At 64.9% G+C, this 14,764-nt stretch carries 16 protein-coding genes; 5 read left to right on the top strand and 11 right to left on the bottom strand.

Features of this window, described 5'->3' with window-relative positions; translation table 11 throughout:
• Nucleotides 1-70: 70 nt before the first annotated feature.
• Genes OWC48_RS30185 through OWC48_RS30175 form a run of 3 tightly spaced genes read right to left on the bottom strand, consistent with a single transcriptional unit; the run spans nucleotide 71 to nucleotide 2,729 of the window.
• Nucleotides 71-688: a LysE family translocator gene (locus OWC48_RS30185; protein WP_028159437.1), complete on the bottom strand. Its 618-nt coding sequence runs from the start codon at nucleotides 686-688 to the stop codon at nucleotides 71-73.
• 48 nt (nucleotides 689-736) lie between these two features.
• Complete coding sequence (locus OWC48_RS30180; protein WP_282523253.1) at nucleotides 737-1,252, bottom strand: hypothetical protein; 516 nt, start codon at nucleotides 1,250-1,252, stop codon at nucleotides 737-739.
• A 28-nt stretch (nucleotides 1,253-1,280) separates the two neighbouring features.
• Nucleotides 1,281-2,729, bottom strand: coding sequence for an LVIVD repeat-containing protein (locus OWC48_RS30175; RefSeq protein ID WP_282523252.1), 1,449 nt, complete (start codon nucleotides 2,727-2,729; stop codon nucleotides 1,281-1,283).
• Between the two features lie 116 nt (nucleotides 2,730-2,845).
• Between OWC48_RS30175 and OWC48_RS30170 the strand changes: the two genes are divergently transcribed.
• Genes OWC48_RS30170 through OWC48_RS30160 form a run of 3 tightly spaced genes read left to right on the top strand, consistent with a single transcriptional unit; the run spans nucleotide 2,846 to nucleotide 4,132 of the window.
• Nucleotides 2,846-3,160, top strand: a complete 315-nt coding sequence (locus OWC48_RS30170) for a helix-turn-helix transcriptional regulator (RefSeq protein ID WP_282523251.1) — start codon at nucleotides 2,846-2,848, stop codon at nucleotides 3,158-3,160.
• A complete protein-coding gene (locus OWC48_RS30165; RefSeq protein ID WP_282523250.1) occupies nucleotides 3,153-3,623 on the top strand; it encodes an SRPBCC family protein in 471 nt (156 codons plus the stop codon). Before OWC48_RS30170 ends, OWC48_RS30165 begins: the two co-directional genes overlap by 8 nt.
• A complete protein-coding gene (locus OWC48_RS30160; RefSeq protein WP_282523249.1) occupies nucleotides 3,620-4,132 on the top strand; it encodes an SRPBCC family protein in 513 nt (170 codons plus the stop codon). Before OWC48_RS30165 ends, OWC48_RS30160 begins: the two co-directional genes overlap by 4 nt.
• Before the next feature lie 148 nt (nucleotides 4,133-4,280).
• On the opposite strand, the gene OWC48_RS30155 is transcribed toward OWC48_RS30160, so the two are convergent.
• A complete protein-coding gene (locus OWC48_RS30155; RefSeq protein ID WP_282523248.1) occupies nucleotides 4,281-5,051 on the bottom strand; it encodes a DUF2189 domain-containing protein in 771 nt (256 codons plus the stop codon).
• A 301-nt stretch (nucleotides 5,052-5,352) separates the two neighbouring features.
• On the opposite strand from OWC48_RS30155, the gene OWC48_RS30150 reads away from it, so the two are divergent.
• The gene (locus OWC48_RS30150; RefSeq protein ID WP_282523247.1) at nucleotides 5,353-7,584 is read left to right on the top strand and encodes an ATP-binding protein; all 2,232 of its coding nucleotides are present in this window, start codon (nucleotides 5,353-5,355) and stop codon (nucleotides 7,582-7,584) included.
• Between the two features lie 2 nt (nucleotides 7,585-7,586).
• Here the strand turns inward: OWC48_RS30150 and OWC48_RS30145 are convergent, their stop codons facing one another.
• The 7 genes from OWC48_RS30145 to OWC48_RS30115 form a co-directional block, all read right to left on the bottom strand.
• Entirely contained in the window at nucleotides 7,587-8,030 is a 444-nt protein-coding gene (locus OWC48_RS30145) for a hypothetical protein (protein WP_282523246.1), read from the bottom strand.
• A 2-nt stretch (nucleotides 8,031-8,032) separates the two neighbouring features.
• Nucleotides 8,033-8,521 carry a nuclear transport factor 2 family protein gene (locus OWC48_RS30140; RefSeq protein ID WP_282523245.1) on the bottom strand — a complete coding sequence of 163 codons (489 nt, stop codon included), beginning with the start codon at nucleotides 8,519-8,521 and terminating at the stop codon, nucleotides 8,033-8,035.
• Entirely contained in the window at nucleotides 8,482-8,949 is a 468-nt protein-coding gene (locus tag OWC48_RS30135) for a MarR family transcriptional regulator (RefSeq protein WP_282523244.1), read from the bottom strand. Before OWC48_RS30135 ends, OWC48_RS30140 begins: the two co-directional genes overlap by 40 nt.
• Nucleotides 8,950-8,962: 13 nt before the next feature.
• On the bottom strand, nucleotides 8,963-10,573 hold the full coding sequence (locus OWC48_RS30130; protein WP_282523243.1) for an acyl-CoA synthetase: 1,611 nt from the start codon (nucleotides 10,571-10,573) through the stop codon (nucleotides 8,963-8,965).
• 136 nt (nucleotides 10,574-10,709) lie between these two features.
• Entirely contained in the window at nucleotides 10,710-11,852 is a 1,143-nt protein-coding gene (locus OWC48_RS30125; protein ID WP_282523242.1) for an epoxide hydrolase family protein, read from the bottom strand.
• Between the two features lie 228 nt (nucleotides 11,853-12,080).
• A complete protein-coding gene (locus OWC48_RS30120) occupies nucleotides 12,081-12,536 on the bottom strand; it encodes a GatB/YqeY domain-containing protein (protein WP_028150679.1) in 456 nt (151 codons plus the stop codon).
• A 33-nt stretch (nucleotides 12,537-12,569) separates the two neighbouring features.
• Nucleotides 12,570-13,298: an alpha/beta fold hydrolase gene (locus tag OWC48_RS30115; RefSeq protein ID WP_282523241.1), complete on the bottom strand. Its 729-nt coding sequence runs from the start codon at nucleotides 13,296-13,298 to the stop codon at nucleotides 12,570-12,572.
• Nucleotides 13,299-13,444: 146 nt separating this feature from the next.
• On the opposite strand from OWC48_RS30115, the gene carA reads away from it, so the two are divergent.
• The gene (gene carA, locus OWC48_RS30110) at nucleotides 13,445-14,635 is read left to right on the top strand and encodes a glutamine-hydrolyzing carbamoyl-phosphate synthase small subunit (protein ID WP_282523240.1); all 1,191 of its coding nucleotides are present in this window, start codon (nucleotides 13,445-13,447) and stop codon (nucleotides 14,633-14,635) included.
• Nucleotides 14,636-14,764 lie beyond the last annotated feature (129 nt).

The raw sequence follows: 14,764 nt of genomic DNA, 5'->3' as shown, positions 1-14,764 counted from the left end.
AAATTCCTTCGTCAGCGGCAATGCCCGATTGGACGCATCGCCGCGGACGAAGGTTCAACAGGCTATCGGCTCATTTGGCCCGGATGAGCGCCAGCCAGATGCCGCCACCGATCATGAAGCCGCCGGACACGCGCGACACCAAGCGGGTGCGGCGCGCCGAGAAAAAGCCGCGGACCTGACCGGCAAGCAGCGCGTAGATTCCGTCCGTCAGGCCGGCAAGCACCATGAAGGTGATTCCGAGCACCAGGACCTGCGAGAGGTGATCCTTGCTCATGTCCATGAATTGCGGAATGAACGCGCCGAAGAACACCAGCAGCTTCGGGTTCGACAACGCCACGACAAAGCCCTGCAAGAGAAAGCCGCCGCGAGGGGGAGGCGGAGGCGCGTCGGTGTCGACGCCTTCAACCGGAGCGCGGATCAGCTTGATGCCGAGCCAGACCAGATAGGCCGCGCCTGCGAAGCGCACCCAGTCGAACCAATAGCCCATCGTCGCCATGAGCGAGGTGAGGCCGACCGCAAGGATGCCAATCACGATTAACAGCCCCATCTGCACGCCGAGAATGTTGGTCAGCGCCGCGCGCGTGCCGTGACGCAGGCCGTTGGCGATGACGAGGGTGACGATCGGCCCCGGCAGCAGGGCCAGCGCAATGCAGGCGGCGACGAAGGCGAAATAGGCTTGCATGGACATCATGGGGAGGACTCGCTGAGAGCGGTTTGGCGCATTAATGCATGACACTCACTTGCCGTCCAGCGCCGCGGTCGCCCATACCTTCATCTCCGGCGTCTCCAGGAACGCCAGCGCCGCACGCTGCACGGCGCCTGCTTCGCCACGCCCCTGGGCCGCAGCGACGAAGAGATCGCAGCGGCGCGAGACGGCGATGCCGATCGCGGCATGGCGGACGCCGTCGGCCGTATCGAGATCATAGCGCCTGGCACGGCCGCGCATCTCGCCAAGTCCCACTTCCTCACCCGGTGCGACGGCGGCAAAGCGTGGGCTGATCAGATCGATGTCGGCCACGCGATCGACCTCATCATCGTCGGCGACGCCGCGGTCGCAATTGCAGAAGCCGCGCTTGGCGCGCACGTAGAGCTCGGTTCCCGCGCAGGCACCGTCGCAGCGGAACGCGCGGCCGGCGGGCCAGCCGTCGCGCGGGAACGGCCATGCGACTTCGCGCCAGCCCGCTGATTCCACCGCCGGCGCCGGCGCAAGCCGATAGGCCCCGACGCCGGACACGCCGAGCGCGATGGCCATAGTCGCAATCGCCGCCCCGCGCCGCACGTCAGTTCCTCGGCAGGCCGGCGGCCGCGCGCGCCGGTCCGGTCAGCTCGAGGATATGCAGACCGGTGTTGGCGCGGTCGACGATGTAGATGTAGCCGCGATCATCCGTCTCGACATTGTTGGTCTGGATCGCGACCTTGCAGCGCTCGCCGCCCTCGACGGGAATGCAGCGCTTGTCGGTGGCCTGCGTGATCGCCGGGATGAAATAGCCGACCTCCTTCGGATGATAGGGATCGCGGATGTCGAGCGCGCGCACGCCCGCATTGAAGAAGGCGATGAAGGCCATCTTCTTGTAATAGACCGGCGCCATGCTCTCGTTCGAGGAGTGCGAGCCGAAGCGGCCGCCGCGCTGGCAGAACTGTCCGCCCGCCTCCGGCACGGTGTAGCTCGAGATCATCATCGGCCGCGTCTCGGTGGTGACGTCGGCGAACCACACCATCTGCCGCGCCTCGCCGCATTCGTTCAGAATCGCCTCGTCGACGATCATGACGATGTCGCGGGTCTTGCCGTCCTTGTCCTCGGCGAATTCGGCGACGGGCATGTCGAGCATCGGGAACGTCGTGTGCGCGCCGTTGAAGGCGGACATCGGCATGCGCGAAATCTCGGGATAGCGCAGATTGTCCGGCGTCGGCTCCTTCGGCCCGTTCAGCAACTTGTCGCGATCGACGATCTGCAAAATGCCGCCCTTGTTGGTGCCGTAGCCGAAGAACACGCGATTGCCGTCGGGCCCGGTCGAGATCGGCCCGTGCAATTCGGTCGGCACGGCGCCGGTCGAGCCGGGCTCCTGGCCGGGCAGGCCAAAGTCGCGGATTTTCTGCGGATGCGCGGGATCGCCGAGGTCGTAGATTTGCGTCATGCGCCGCGTGCGCCAGTCTGGCGCGCCGGAGACGAGAAAGGCGATGCCGGTGTCGCACTCCCACCAGCTTTTGTGGGTGTCCTTCAACCCGCCGATGCGGGTGACGAGCACGGGATTAGCGGGGTCGGCGACGTTCCAGATCTCATGCGCCTCGCTACCGAAGGTGCGGAGCATGTAGACCGCATTGGGATCGCCCTTCGGCAACGACTTGCCGTCGCAAACCCGTACCATCTGCGCGCCGCCGGATTCGTACTTGCCTTCCTGTCCCGGCAGATGCCGCAGATATTTTGGACGCGCGGGATCGGTGACGTCGACGATGGACGTTCCGTTCGGTTCGGCCTGCCCCGTCATCGGATTGACGGGCGCGGGCACGTCGTCGGTGCCGCCGTGATGGCCGATATAGGCGATCCAGCGATCGCCCTGGCGATGGATGGTCGGCTGGTACGCGCTGCGCGCCTGCAGGTCGTTGGTGCCGACCAGCTTCATGTTGGACGCTTCCGGCGGCGCGCCGATGGTCTGCTTCTGTTGTGCCTGGGCCGTGATGCTGCAGGCGAAAAGGACAAGACCTGCAGCGAGTGGGACGCAACGGAACATCAAGGCTCTCCCGGAACCAATCTGCGTTGGCTGGGCTTCAAGGCTAGCACAGCCATTTCCGGGCGCCAAAGACACCATCTTGACATGCAACCATTTGGTTGCCTATTATTGCCGCCATGGATGAAGTCTTCAAAGCGCTCGCCGATGCGTCACGACGGTCGCTGCTGGACAGGCTTCACGCCAGGAACGGCCAGACGCTGAACGAACTCTGCGAGGGCCTTGCGATGACGCGTCAGGCCGTGACCAAGCACCTTGTCATCCTCGAAGAGGCCAACCTGGTCACGACTGTCAGGCATGGCCGCGAGAAGCTGCATTACCTCAATCCGGTGCCGATCCATCAGATCGGCGAACGCTGGATCAGGAAATTCGAACGCGGCAAGCTCGCCGCGCTCAGCGAGTTGAAACGTCAGTTGGAGAAGCGCGATGAGTAAGCCCCAATTCGTCTATGTGAGCTATATCGAGACCACGCCGGAGAGGCTGTGGGAGGCGCTGACGTCGAGCGAGTTCACGAGGCAATACTGGTTCGGCGCCGAGGTCCGGTCGGACTGGAAGGTCGGCTCACCCTTCGCGCTCACGCTCGACGGCGAGGTCACCGATTCCGGCGAGATTCTGGAGGCCGATCCGCCGCACCGCCTGTCCTACAGCTTCAAGCACCAGAAGTTCGAAGAGCTGCGCGGCGAGCCGATATCGCGTGTCGTCTTCACGATCGAACCGTTCGGCCCGCTCGTGCGTTTGACCGTGTTGCATGACGGCTTCGTCGAGGGTGGCAAATATCTCGGCGCCGTCTCCAACGGCTGGCCGGCGATCCTGTCCCAGCTCAAGAGCCTGCTCGAGACCGGCAAGCTACTCGGCATTCCACGCGCAGCCCTCAACAAGGGATTCGACGCAAAATGAACCTCGATCAGTTCAAACCGCCGACGGTCTACACCATCTACATCGCCTCCACGCCGGAGAAGGTGTGGGAAGCGCTGACCTCGGCCGAGTTCAGCAGGAAGTACTTTTCCGGCTTTGCGGTGGAGATGGAACGGAGGCTCGGCGGCAGTTTCATCGTGCGCGCGCCTGACGGTTCCGAGCACATCTCGGGTGAAGTCTTCGAATACGATCCGCCGAACAGGCTGACGGTGACATGGAACGTCAACTGGCCCGACCTCATCGCAAAGCTCGGCAGCACGCTCGTCACCTACGAGATCGAGCAAGCAGGCGAAGCCGTCCGTCTCACCATGAGCGAACGCCACGACCGCGAGCTCAGCGACGACATCCTCTCCGGCGGCCGCACCGGCTGGCCTGCGATCCTGTCTGGGCTGAAGAGCCTGCTGGAAACGGGCAAGGCGCCGCAGATCAAAATGACACCGCCAGCGCGGATGCTGGCGGCGTTGAAGGCGATGGGGATCAAGGTGCCGTGAGCGGGACGGGTCTGTCTCCGCGAACTGGGAATCGTAGGGTGGGCAAAGGCGCATTTGCGCCGTGCCCACCATCTTTCTGAATGGTGGACACGCTTCGCTTTGCCCACCCTACGACACTGCCCAAGGGGCGAAGGAAAGCGGAGACGAGCTACACCGGCACCACCAGCCGCCGATAGAGGTGCCATGTCGCATGTCCGAGCACGGGCAGCGTCACGACCAGTCCGAGAAAATACGGCAGCGCCGAGACGATCAGCAACATCACGATCACCGCCGCCCACGAGATCATCGGCAACGGGCTGGTCACCACGGCGCGCACGCTCGTCACCATGGCGGTGACGAAATCGACCTCGCGGTCGAGCAGCAGCGGAAACGACACCACCGTCAGCGAAAACAAGATCAGCGACAGCGCGGCACCGACCGCGTTGCCGATGGCGAGGAACAGCAAGCCCTCATTCGTCGTCAGCACCACCGTCATGAATTCCTGCAAGCTCGAGAACGAGGCGTGCAGGCCGAGCAGCAGCGCGATGAGCAGCCGCACCTGGTACATCCAGATCACGAACACGAACAGCGTGACGAAGGCCATCCAGCCGATCTCGCTGCGCGCGCGTATCGCCGACCAGATCGCGCCGAAGGAGACCGGCTCGCCGCGCTCGCGGCGGCGGCTGACCTCGTACAGACCGATCGCCACGAACGGCCCGATCAATGCGAAGCCGGCCGCAAGGGGATAGACGAGATAGACCATGCCGAAGGCGGTGAGACAGAGCATGATCGCGATGCCGCCGCCTGCGTAGAGCGCGCCGAAGCAGAGCCCGTAGAGCGGCAGCGCCTGGAAATCCCGCAAACCCTCGACCAGCGCCTCGGCGATGTCGGTCGCCGCCACGCGACGCACCACTGGATCGACTTTGCCCGAGATCGACATGCGGCTCCCTCTCCTCGTCACCGGCACGATCTCCGTCGCGCGCAATCCCGATATTAGCGCCCTCGCGACCTGCGCGCACGCGCGCGTTGATTGCGGGATGACGGTATCCCGGGAGGCCCGACACCAGCCCAACAAAGCCTCGCGGGCGAAGTTTCCGGGGGCTCATCCGTGATGTGCGCGGCGGAAATTTTCCCCGCGGGGGCCTTTTCGGCGCGATGCCTATGGACTGAGCGGAGGGTGGTGCCGCAGATTGCATCTTCGAACCAGCACGCGCGACGACCAAAATTGGACCGCCCGACCGATGAGCTTGCGTACCCGGCTACTGATACTCGTCATTGCGGCCATGCTGGTGCCGGCCATCCTCGTCGGCTTACGTTTCGTGCAAAATCGCAGCAGCGAAATCGACGCAGCCCTGGCCAATCTGACCGCGACAGCCGACGACATTGCAAGCGACCTGGACGAGAAGATCCAGGGCACCACCCAGCTTCACTATGGTCTCGCCCGTGCACGTGACCTCGACACGCGCGACAAGGCGGCGTGCTCGGCGTTCCTGTCGGAAGTGCGCGAGGAATACCCACAGTTCACCGGGATATTGACCATCGATCCCGACGGTAGCCTGTTCTGCGATTCGCTGCGGACCAACCGCACCCTCGACCTCCGGGATCGCGCCTATTTCAAGCAGGCCCTGGCGTCGCGCGACATCGCGCTCGAGCCGGTATTCGGCCGGCTGACCGGACTATCGGTGCTCCAGATCGCCTATCCGGTGCGATCGGAGACGGGCGCCCTGAAGCTGGTCCTGCTCGCCTCCTTCAACCTGCGCAAATTCGCGGAGTTTCACGACAAGCGGCTGCTCGGCCAGAAGGAGATCCTGCTCCTCGACAGCAAGGGAACGGTTCTGGTCGCCCCCTCCCGCGGAGGCTGGACCGAGCCGGTCGGCACGTCGATCGCGGGATCCGACCTGCTCCGCTTCGCCGCAACGCCCGACCGGAAGGCGTATCAGGAGGTGACCGATCGCGACGGCCGGACGCATGTCTGGGCTGTCGCCGCCCGCTCGCCTTCGACCCGCGATGCCGGCCTCTACATCATGGTCGGACGGTCCAAGGATGGACTGGTCGCGGCGGCGAATCGCCGGCTCTACGAGGATGTGGCGATACTCGCGGTGGCCTCGCTGCTGCTGCTCGCGGCCGTCTGGATCCTTGCGACCGTGAGCGTCGGGCGCCAGGTCGGACGCCTCGCCACCATGGCGAAGAAACTTGGGCTCGGAGATCTCAGCGCGCGAATTCCGCCTCCCCACCCGGGCGGGGAGCTGGGCGGATTGATGACCCTGCTCAACGGCACCGCCGAGTCGCTCGAGCAGCAACGCGCCGCCATCGCCGACCTCAGCCACAAGCTCAGCCAATCCCAGAAGATGGAAGCCATGGGCCAGCTCACCGGTGGCGTAGCGCACGATTTCAACAACCTCTTGACCGTCATTCTCGGCAACTCCGAGCATCTTGCCGACAGGCTGGCCGGCAACCAGGAACTGCACCGGATCGCCAACGACATCGCGACCGCCGCCGAGCGCGGCTCCGACCTGACGCGGAGCCTGCTCGCCTTCGCGCGCAAGCAGCCCCTGAGGCCGCGAGACATCGACATCGCCGCGAAGATTGGCGAGATGGAGCAGTTGTTGCGCCGGCCCCTGGGCGAGCACATCGAATGCACCTTCGCGCTCGAGCCGGATGTGTGGCTGACCAGCGTCGATCCCGGCCAGCTGACAACGGCGCTGCTCAATCTCGTGCTCAACGCACGCGACGTCATGCCGCTCGGCGGCAAGCTGACGATCGAGGTGCGCAACACCTCGCTCGGTGAATCCGACCTCGACGTCAACGGCGAGCCGCGGCCGGGCGACTACGTCATGGTGGCCGTGACCGACACCGGCAGCGGCATGACTGCCGAGGTGGCGAGCCGGGCGTTCGAGCCGTTCTTCACCACCAAGGAGGTCGGCAAGGGCACCGGGCTCGGCCTGAGCATGGTCTACGGCTTTGTGCGGCAATCGGGCGGCGTCGTGCAGATGCAGTCCGAACCGGGACGAGGCAGCGTCGTCAGGCTGTTCTTTCCCCGCCTTGCGACGCAACCGAACGAGCATCCGTCACCCGCGGAACGGATCGTCACCCCCGACGGAAGCGAGACCATTCTTGTCGTCGAGGACGACGACATAGTTCGGGCCTATGTCGAGAGCGAGCTGAAGACGCTCGGCTATCGCGTCATCGCGGCGTCGAACGGTCCCGCGGCTCTCGAATTGTTGCGCCGCCCCGGCGACATCGACCTGCTGCTCACCGACGTCGTGATGCCCGGCGGCATGTTCGGGCCGGAGCTTGCCAGGCAAGCGACCGGCTTGCGGCCCGGGCTCAAGGTGCTCTTCACCTCGGGCTACACCCAAAATCCCGTCAAGACGCCCGACGGGGTCGGCGACGCCCGCATCCTGACAAAACCGTTCCGGCGGAAGGATCTTGCCGCGATGCTGCGATCCGCCCTGTCGGCGCCGCCGCGCTGAAATCAGGAAGAGAACGCCAGCCGAAGCGCCACGCCGAGATTGGCCGCGAAGAGAGCCGCGTCGATGACGAAGATCCTGAGCATCGGACCTTTCAGCACGGGCCAGTAGGCCACTCCGACGCGCCCTCCGCGCATCAGGACCGGAAGGTTATAGGCGAATTGGCTGAAGTGGCAGGCGGCAAAGAACAGGAATAGCGCGAGCTGCGCCTCGATCGGCTGGAAGAAAGCCGGACGAGCGGCCAGAAGATACAACGACAAAAGCCCGATCGGCAGATTCATCCCGCCCAGGAACGCCACGCTGGCGGCAAGCGTCGGCGCGATCGGATTGCCGCGCTCTTCGCGCGGCAAGAGTATCTTCAGCGTGTTGCCCTGGGCGATGCTGAACTGGATGAAGGCGCCGCCGAACCAGAGCGTGTTGAGGAGCAGGACGAAATCCGAAAGGCGCATGATCATTTTCCGTAGAAGGCTTCGCTGCGCACCACACGGCCCGCATCGTCGAAATCCATGAACTCGCTGGCGCGCGTCTCGCCGAGCTGCCACCACACCGTCAGGCGCGCGATCGCCTCGTCCCAGCTCCAGTTCAGGATCTTCAAGTCGGCGCTTTCGATATGGCCATAAGCCTCGCGCCAATAAGCGCGGATGTTCTCGGCGCCGGTGACGACCGGAGAACCGGTCAGTGACAGAGCCAGAGGGCTGCGCATCTGCGCATCTTCCGCAAAATGCGCGACGACCGCGTCGATATCGACCCGGCACCAGCTCGCACACCATGCCGCGATAAAGCGCTCGGCGGCCGCGCGATCCATTCTCCGTCCGCTCATGGCGGAGCCCTCCCCTGGCTCGTTGCCGGGAAAGTGGCAAAGCTCGCGCTTCATGTCAACTATATTGACTTGAAGAATCGTCAGTTGTTGTCGGCGATCGCCCCCATGACGGCCATCCATGCCGTCGCACCCGGCACCCCGGCACGATCGAACGCTTCGCGTAGGACCTTGCGTTCGTGGTCCGATGCTTTTTGCTCGATGCGTCGCCCGGCCTCCGTCAGGCGCAACAGTTTGGAGCGGTGCTGCTCGGGCGCTCGCTTCGACGTCAGCAGCTTGCGCTCCAGCAGCAAATTGAGCGGCCGGTTCAGGGCCTGCTTGGAGATGCCGAGGATCTCGATCAGCGCGCCGATCGCGATATCGGGACGGCGCGCCACCACGTAGAGGATGCGGTGGTGTGGACGCGACAGGCCCTGCTTCGCAAGATATTCGTCGGCCTCCAGCGTCATCCCGCGCCAGCCGTAATACATGAGCTCCAGCGCCGCATCGAGATCGTGCAGCTTCGGAAGTGAGGCGCGGTGAAGCCCCGCAGCTTGAGACGTCTTTGCCATTGTCTGAAAGAGCCTAACCTCGTGCCCGCAGCTCGCGCCGCAGCACCTTGCCCGTGGCCGTCATCGGCAGTGTCTCCGCGAACGCGACGAAGCGCGGATATTCGTGGGCGGCGAGTTGCACCTTCACGAATTCCTGGATCTCGCGCGCGAGCGTGTCGCTTGCCGCGAAGCCGGGACGCAGCACGATCCAGGCCTTGATCGATTCGGTGCGGATCGGATCGGGGATGCCGACCACCGCCGCCATCGCCACCGACGGATGCTTCATCAGCGTGTGCTCGATCTCGGACGGGCCGACGCGATAGCCAGCGGTGGTGATGACGTCGTCCTCGCGGCTGACATACCAGAAATAGCCGTCCTCATCCCGGGTACCGAGATCGCCGGTCAGCAGGAATTCGCCGGCATATTTCTTCGCCGTCGCGTCCGGATCGCGCCAGTATTCGAGCATCGTGCACGGACACGGCTGGCGCACGCCGATGATGCCGCGCTGCCCCGTCGGCAGTTCCTCGCCCTTGTCGTTGACGATGCGGACGTCGAAGCCTGGCGTCGCCTTGCCCATCGAACCCGGGCGGATCGGAAACAGGTTCGAGTTGCTACCGATCACGAGGTTGCACTCGGTCTGGCCGAACACCTCGTGCGCATCGATGCCGAACGTCTCGCGCACCCAGCCGAGCAGCTCGCCGCCGAGCGATTCACCGCCGGTGAAAATGCTGCGCAGCTTGACGCCCGGATGCTTCACGCCGGCCTGCCGCATCAGCTTCAGCGCGGTCGGCGGCAGGAAGACGTTGCGGACACCGAGGTCGGCCATCATCTGCATTGCCGCCTGCGGCTCGAACTTTCGCGCGCGGTGTCCCACCAGCGGGATGCCGTGATACCAGAACGCGAACAGGCCGTTGACGAGGCCGCCGATCCACGCCCAGTCCGCCGGCGTCCACATCAGATCGCCGGGGCGCGGCAGGAAGTTGTGGCACATCTCGACATTCGGCAAATGGCCGAGCACGACGCGATGCGCATGCAGCGCGCCCTTCGGATTGCCCGTCGTGCCTGACGTGTAGATGATCAGGGCGGGGTCATCGGCGGAGGTATCGACGGTCGCAAAGTCCTCGGACGCGGTTTCGATCGCCGACCAGAACGGTTTTGCGCCGGCGTGGACGGCGCCGCTCGCGACATAGATGTCCTGCAGATAGGGCAGCCGATCGCGGACCCTCGTGAGCTTCTCCCAGCCCGCCTCATCAGTGATGATGGCTCTTGCTTGCGAATTCGACAGGCGGAATTCCAGCGCGTCCTCGCCGAACAGCGCGAACAGCGGGATCGAGATCAGCCCGGAGCGGAACGCGGCCATATGCGCGATCGGCAGCTCCAGCGACTGCGACAGGAACACCGCGACGCGGTCGCCGCGCACAAGCCCGTCGGCCTTCAGCACATTGGCGAAGCGGCGCGACATCTCCGCGACCTCGTCGAACGAGGTGCGCGTGGTTGCGCCGTTCTCGTCGACATAGAGCAGCGCGAGGCGGCCCGTGCCGTCGGCATGGCGGTCGCAGCACGCCTCCGCCATGTTGAAGCGCGCCGGGACGTCCCAGCGGAAGTTGCGATAGAGCTCTTCGTAGGTTGCGGCTTCGGTCAGCATGGGCTTGGATCGTTTCCCGTACTCTCGGCGTCATGGCCGGGCTCGTCCCGGCCATCCACGTTCTTCTTGCTTGGCAACCACTTTAAGCGCGTGGATGCCCGGGACAAGCCCGGGCATGACGATGCGGAGGCATCCCCTAACGGCGCAGCGTCCGAAAGAATTTCCTGACGTCGCCAACATACAGCTCCGGCTGCTCGAATGCGGCGAAATGCCCGCCCTTCTCCATCTCGCTCCAGTGCGTGATGTTAGGAAAGTTCGGCTCCATCCAGCGCCTGACCGGCGTGATGATCTCCTTGGGGAACACGGCGACGCCGGTCGGCACCTTCACGATCGGGGTCGTTCGGCGCCTGCCAAAACTCTCCCAATAGAGCCGTGCGGAGGAGGTCGCCGTCTCCGTTGCCCAATAGAGCATGACGTTGTCGAGCAGCTCGTCCTTGTCGAAAATGTTTTCGGGATGGCCGTCGCAATCGGTCCAGGCCCAGAATTTTTCCAGTATCCAGGCCGCCTGCCCGCTCGGTGAATCCGTCAGACCATAGCCGAGCGTCTGCGGCCGGGTCGATTGCTGCCTGGAATAGCCGGAATCGAGATCGACATAATGCTTGAGGCCGGCGAGCGCGCGCTTCTCTTCCGCCGTCGGCTCGCCCTCGACCTTCGGCGCCGCGTTGAAGGCGAGCGTGATGTGGATGCCGGCGCAGTGCTCGGCGTCCTGCGCGCCCAGCGATGTCGTCACCGCCGAGCCCCAGTCGCCACCCTGCGCGCCGTAACGCGCGTAACCGAGCCGATCCATCAACTTCGCCCAGGTTGCGGCGATGCGGTCGACGCTCCAGCCGGTGGTCTTTGGCTTGGCGGAGAAGCCAAAGCCCGGCAGCGACGGACACACCACATGAAACGCATCCGCAGGATTACCGCCATGCGCGGCAGGATCGACCAGCGGCGCGATCGCCTTCTGGAATTCCACGATGGAGCCGGGCCAACCATGGGTGATGATCAGCGGCAGCGCCGACGGCTCCTTCGAGCGCGCATGCAAGAAGTGGATGTCGAGCCCGTCGATCTCGGTGGTGAATTGCTCGAAGCGGTTCAGTTTTGCCTCGCGCGCCCGCCAGTCATAATTGTTCGCCCAGTAGGCGCAGATCTCCTGGATCCATTTCAGCGGCGCGCCCTGGCTCCAGTCGTCGACCAGCTCCGCATCCGGCCAGCGCGTGCGGGCGAGGCGCGATTTGAGGTCGGTGAGAATGTCGTCGCTGATGGCGATGCGAAACGGTTTGATGGCGCCGGTCATCGGTTGCCTCCGATCTTTTCTGGCGGAGAGACTAGGCCGGATTGCCGCGGCGACAAAGGTGCCCCTCCTCCCCTGGAGGGGGAGGATCGGTTCGCATAGAGCGAAGCGGCATGCGAACCGAGGTGGGGTGACAGTCTGTCCACCGACGCGCTGCCCGAGTGGAGAGATCACCCCACCCCGCTCGCGCTTCGCGCGATCGATCCTCCCCCTCCAGGGGAGGGTAAGAGCTCAGCCCGTCAGCGCGGCCTTCACCAGGCCGCTGGCCTTGCCGAAATCCATCTGACCGGCGTACTTCGCGCGCAACACCGCGATCACCTTGCCCATGTCCTTCATGCCGGCAGCGCCGGTCTCGGCGATGGCATCCGCGATCGCCTTCTTGACCTCGTCGTCCGACATCTGCTTCGGCAGATAGGCCGAGATCACCGCGATCTCTTCGCGCTCCTGGGCGGCGAGCTCGGCACGGCCGCCCTTGTCGTAGAGCTCGACCGACTCCTGGCGCTGCTTGATCATCTTCTGAAACACGCCGAGCAGATCGGCGTCCGACAGCGGCGGCTTGCCGTTGCCGCGCGCCTCGATGTCGGCGTTCTTGATGGTCGAGTTGACCATGCGCAGAGTGGACAGCTTGCGCTCGTCCTTGGCCTTCATGGCCTCCTTGACCGCGTTGTTGATGTCGTCGCGCAGCATGATCGTGATCCCTTCGAATATCCGACGCCTGATCTAGGCCGTTCGCGGCCCTGAGACAACCGGGGCCTCCAGCCATTCGACCAGCGCCCGCGTCGCCGCCTCGGGCTGCTCCGGCTGCGGCAGATGCCCGCAACGCTCGAGGATCACCAGTCTAGCGCCCGCTATGCCCTCCGCCATCTCCTTGGAGAACGCGTTCGGAATCGTGTTGTCCTGATCGCCCGTCAGCACCAGCGTCGGGCATTTGATCGTCGCCAGCGTCGGCCGTGAATCCACCCGCGTGATGATCGCGGTCTGCTGTCGCAGATAGCCTTCGACGCCGACGTCCTCACCCTGCTCGTGCACGAGCTTCCGAATGCCGAGGTCGTCGCGGCGAGAGGGATGCACCAGCTCGGGAAAAATCTCCTCGCGCGTCGCGCTCAGCTCGCCGCGCCTGGCCCGTTCCATCAGGCCGCGGCGGCGCGCGGTCGCTTCCGGTGTATCGGGCCCGGCCTGGGTGTTGATCAGCGCGAGCTTCAAAACCCGCTGGGGCGCCTGGCGCATGATCTCGAGCGCGATGTAGCCGCCCATGGAGTGGCCGGCGAGCGCGAAGCGCGGCGGGGCCTCGCTCAGCACGCGCCGGGCGATCGCCGCCATGCTGTCGTCGCGGATATGGTTGGCAATCATCACCGGGCCGAACCGCCAGAGTGCGGGGACCACCGGGGCGTAGATCCGGGCCGAGGAGGCCAACCCCGGAACCAGCAGAAGCGGGGTGGTCTGATCCATTATTGCCTCGCGAGCCCGGGAAATTGGCGGAAATTATTCTGCCAAGCTTAAGTGCCTGAGGAGGCCTGTCAAATATGCAAAAACGCATGTGAATCGGCGCTGGTCCGCTTTGACGGCGGCGACGGCCCGGACTATGAACCGGGCTCATGACACAACATGACAGCGATACCGCCTGGCCGGACCACAAACCGACCGCGCTCCTCGTGCTCGCCGATGGCACGGTGCTCGAAGGCTTCGGTCTCGGCGCCGAAGGCCATGCCGTCGGTGAGGTCTGCTTCAACACCGCGATGACCGGCTATGAGGAGATCCTCACCGATCCCTCCTATGCCGGCCAGCTCATCACCTTCACCTTCCCGCATATCGGCAATGTCGGTACCAACGAGGAAGACATCGAGACGGTGAACATGGCCGCGACGCCCGGCGCGCGCGGCGTGATCCTGCGCACCGCGATCACCGATCCCTCGAACTACCGCGCCACCAAGCATCTCGACGCCTGGCTGAAGGCCCGCGGCATCATCGGCCTGTCCGGCATCGACACCCGCGCACTGACCGCGCTGATCCGCAGCAAGGGCATGCCCAATGCCGTGATCGCGCACGCCAGGAACGGCGAGTTCGATCTGCATGGCCTGAAGGAAGAAGCGCGCGAATGGCCTGGCCTCGAGGGCATGGACCTCGTGCCGATGGTCACCTCGGGCCAGCGCTTCACCTGGGACGAGACGCCCTGGCTGTGGGACAAGGGTTTTGGCCGCCAGGAAAACCCGCAGTTCAACGTCGTCGCCATCGACTACGGCATCAAGCGCAACATCCTGCGCCTGCTCGCCGGCGTCGGCTGCAAGGTGACGGTGGTGCCGGCGACGACCTCTTCGGAAGACATTCTGGCGATGAAGCCGGACGGCGTGTTCCTGTCCAACGGCCCCGGCGATCCGGCCGCGACGGGTAAATACGCGGTGCCGGTGATCCGGGACGTGATCAAGTCGGGCACACCGACGTTCGGCATCTGCCTCGGTCACCAGATGCTCGGCCTCGCCGTCGGCGCCAAGACCAAGAAGATGCATCAGGGCCATCACGGCGCCAATCATCCCGTGAAAGACGAGACCACCGGCAAGGTCGAGATCACCTCGATGAACCACGGTTTTGCGGTGGACGAGGCGACACTGCCGAAGGGCGCGACGCAGACCCACATCTCGCTGTTCGACGGATCCAATTGCGGCATCCAGCTCGACGGCAAGCCGGTGTTCTCGGTGCAGTACCACCCCGAGGCCTCGCCGGGCCCGCGCGACTCGCACTATCTGTTCCAGCGCTTCGCGGATCTGATGCGGCAGAAGAAGAGCGCGTAACGCTGGCTCTCCTGCAATTGCCTTGACGACACCGAGCCCGGGCCTTGACCCGGGCTCTTGTCATCCCGGGCTCGCCGCCGCGGTTCGCCCGGACGCGAGGAACGTCGTTTCACGCCCCTCGTTGATTCC

It is taken from the genome of Bradyrhizobium sp. Arg816 (assembly GCF_029989365.1).
Lineage (GTDB): Bacteria > Pseudomonadota > Alphaproteobacteria > Rhizobiales > Xanthobacteraceae > Bradyrhizobium.
Note: the sequence above shows the minus strand (reverse complement) of the source record. Positions and strands in the feature narration are given on the sequence as shown.